The 1722-nt window shown below is 37.6% G+C and carries 4 protein-coding genes; all 4 read left to right on the top strand.

Annotation, left to right across the window (positions count from 1 at the left end; translation table 11 throughout):
* Positions 1-277 precede the first annotated feature (277 nt).
* Genes HMPREF9225_RS09620 through HMPREF9225_RS10130 form a run of 4 tightly spaced genes read left to right on the top strand, consistent with a single transcriptional unit; the run spans position 278 to position 1337 of the window.
* The gene (locus HMPREF9225_RS09620; RefSeq protein WP_008902755.1) at positions 278-817 is read left to right on the top strand and encodes a peptidoglycan recognition protein family protein; all 540 of its coding nucleotides are present in this window, start codon (positions 278-280) and stop codon (positions 815-817) included.
* Entirely contained in the window at positions 783-962 is a 180-nt protein-coding gene (locus tag HMPREF9225_RS09625; RefSeq protein WP_008902756.1) for a hypothetical protein, read from the top strand. The genes HMPREF9225_RS09620 and HMPREF9225_RS09625 overlap by 35 nt, the downstream gene beginning before the upstream one ends.
* A 10-nt stretch (positions 963-972) precedes the next feature.
* Positions 973-1191, top strand: a complete 219-nt coding sequence (locus tag HMPREF9225_RS09630; protein WP_008902757.1) for a DUF2922 domain-containing protein — start codon at positions 973-975, stop codon at positions 1189-1191.
* Positions 1191-1337, top strand: a complete 147-nt coding sequence (locus HMPREF9225_RS10130) for a YvrJ family protein (RefSeq protein ID WP_008902758.1) — start codon at positions 1191-1193, stop codon at positions 1335-1337. Before HMPREF9225_RS09630 ends, HMPREF9225_RS10130 begins: the two co-directional genes overlap by 1 nt.
* Positions 1338-1722: the final 385 nt, after the last annotated feature.

The following is a 1722-nucleotide window of genomic DNA, read 5'->3' on the forward strand; positions in this document are numbered from 1 at the left end:
TTTGAAGAAGAAAGAATATGTTTAGGTTATGTAAAGGATATTTATTTAAATTTATTTTTAAGGTTATAATAATCATCAATTCTTGACATCACCAGGGTTATACCCATTCGACTACGGGTGTCGGTAAACCTCCACCCACCTCTCAGGGCGACTGCCTTCCTTGTTTGTAGTTAAAATAAAAAACTTTTAATTTCTTTGGCACTTTTTGTCTCTTTTTACTATTTGTATTTAGAAGCAAGAAAAAGATGCTTCTACTTTAAATAAAGGAGGTGAAATTTTGAGCTCAAAACTCCGAGGGTGTCCTCCCGTTGAGAGGAGGCTCATCAAGAACAATTTCCGTTCGAGGTACAATGTTCCAATTCGCTACATCGTCATTCACGATACTGGAAACCCTAGTCCTACTGCTGATGCTATGAATCATTTCCGCTATTTTAACGGCGGTTACAGAGGGGCTTCGGCACATTACTTCGTGGATGATAAGAGGATCGTGCAGATCGTTATTGACAGATATGCTGCGTGGCATTGTGGCGATGGTAGGGGAAGGTTCGGTATTACCAACTCCAATTCTATCGGTGTCGAACTTTGTATCAATCGTGGAAATAACATGGCTAAGACTTATGACAAAGCTATTGCTTTGGTGGTAAGTCTGATGCTGAGGTACGACATCCCGATTTCCAGAGTTGTGAGGCACTACGATGCTTCTCGCAAGAGGTGTCCTGGTCACATGTATGGTAATAATTGGGAAAAATGGCACAGTTTCAAAGAAAATTTAAGGAGGATTTATGAAGAAACTAAGATTAGACAGAAAAGTAATTGAAAATGGCAAGACCAAAGTAAACAAGAAGTATTTGCCAAAATTATCTGAGGAAATCACTGATGAAATTATTAAAGGTTTAAAGTCAACTTTGACCTTTATCACTGAAGAAAAGACTTTAGTTAAAATCGAAGAAACAGAATATTAAGGAGGATTAAATGAAAATTAAAAAAACAGCAGTTTTTAGATTCAAGGATTCAACTGGAAAGGTATTTCCGATTTCTATTGACAATCCAAAAGAGGATCTAAAACTTTCAGAAGTCAATCAATTCACATCCTATGTAGTAGATAAAGATGTTTTTAGACCTTATGATTCAAGGGTAGTAGAATTTGTTGGTACAGAAATTGTAACTGTTACTAGAGATGCATTGAAATAATGGAAGAAATTTTACAAATCGTATCAAACATAGGATTTCCCATGGCGGTCGCAGTGTACCTCCTCGTTAGACTCGAGGGCAAACTGGATGCACTGACCCACGCCTTGCAGGATTTGACTGAAAATATTAAACATGGTATTAATTGAAAATAACCAGGAAGATGATGTTCCCGGTTATTTTTTTTTTATTTTTTGTTTTTTTGGGGTTTTCGGTCATCAGTGTTTGTCCTCACCAGGGTTATACCCATTCGAAGCCCTAGCCGAAATCTCCGATTTCGTAGCAGGTCTCGTGCAAAGAGTTCCAAAGAAGCCGAATGAAATGAAGGATGATTTGTTGAACTCGACTGCTCGGCTATGGAAGCAAAATGCTTCCGCTACAAAAATACCTCATTCCTAAAATTCCTTTAATAACAATTTCAGAACATTCCTCCGATCTATCCCATAGAATCCTTAATCACTATCCTGGTATAGACACAACCTAAGCTGCTACAAGTGATTTTTGCTTTCGGCGTTAAGAAATTTTCCACTGTTT

The sequence above is a fragment of the Peptoniphilus duerdenii ATCC BAA-1640 genome, assembly GCF_000146345.1.
Classification (GTDB): Bacteria; Bacillota; Clostridia; order Tissierellales; family Peptoniphilaceae; genus Peptoniphilus_B; species Peptoniphilus_B duerdenii.

Coding starts and splice junctions, on each gene's coding strand:
- HMPREF9225_RS09625 (WP_008902756.1), top strand. CDS start 783: ATGAAGAAACTAAGATTAGACAGAAAAGTAATTGAAAATGGCAAGACC.
- HMPREF9225_RS09630 (WP_008902757.1), top strand. CDS start 973: ATGAAAATTAAAAAAACAGCAGTTTTTAGATTCAAGGATTCAACTGGA.
- HMPREF9225_RS10130 (WP_008902758.1), top strand. CDS start 1,191: ATGGAAGAAATTTTACAAATCGTATCAAACATAGGATTTCCCATGGCG.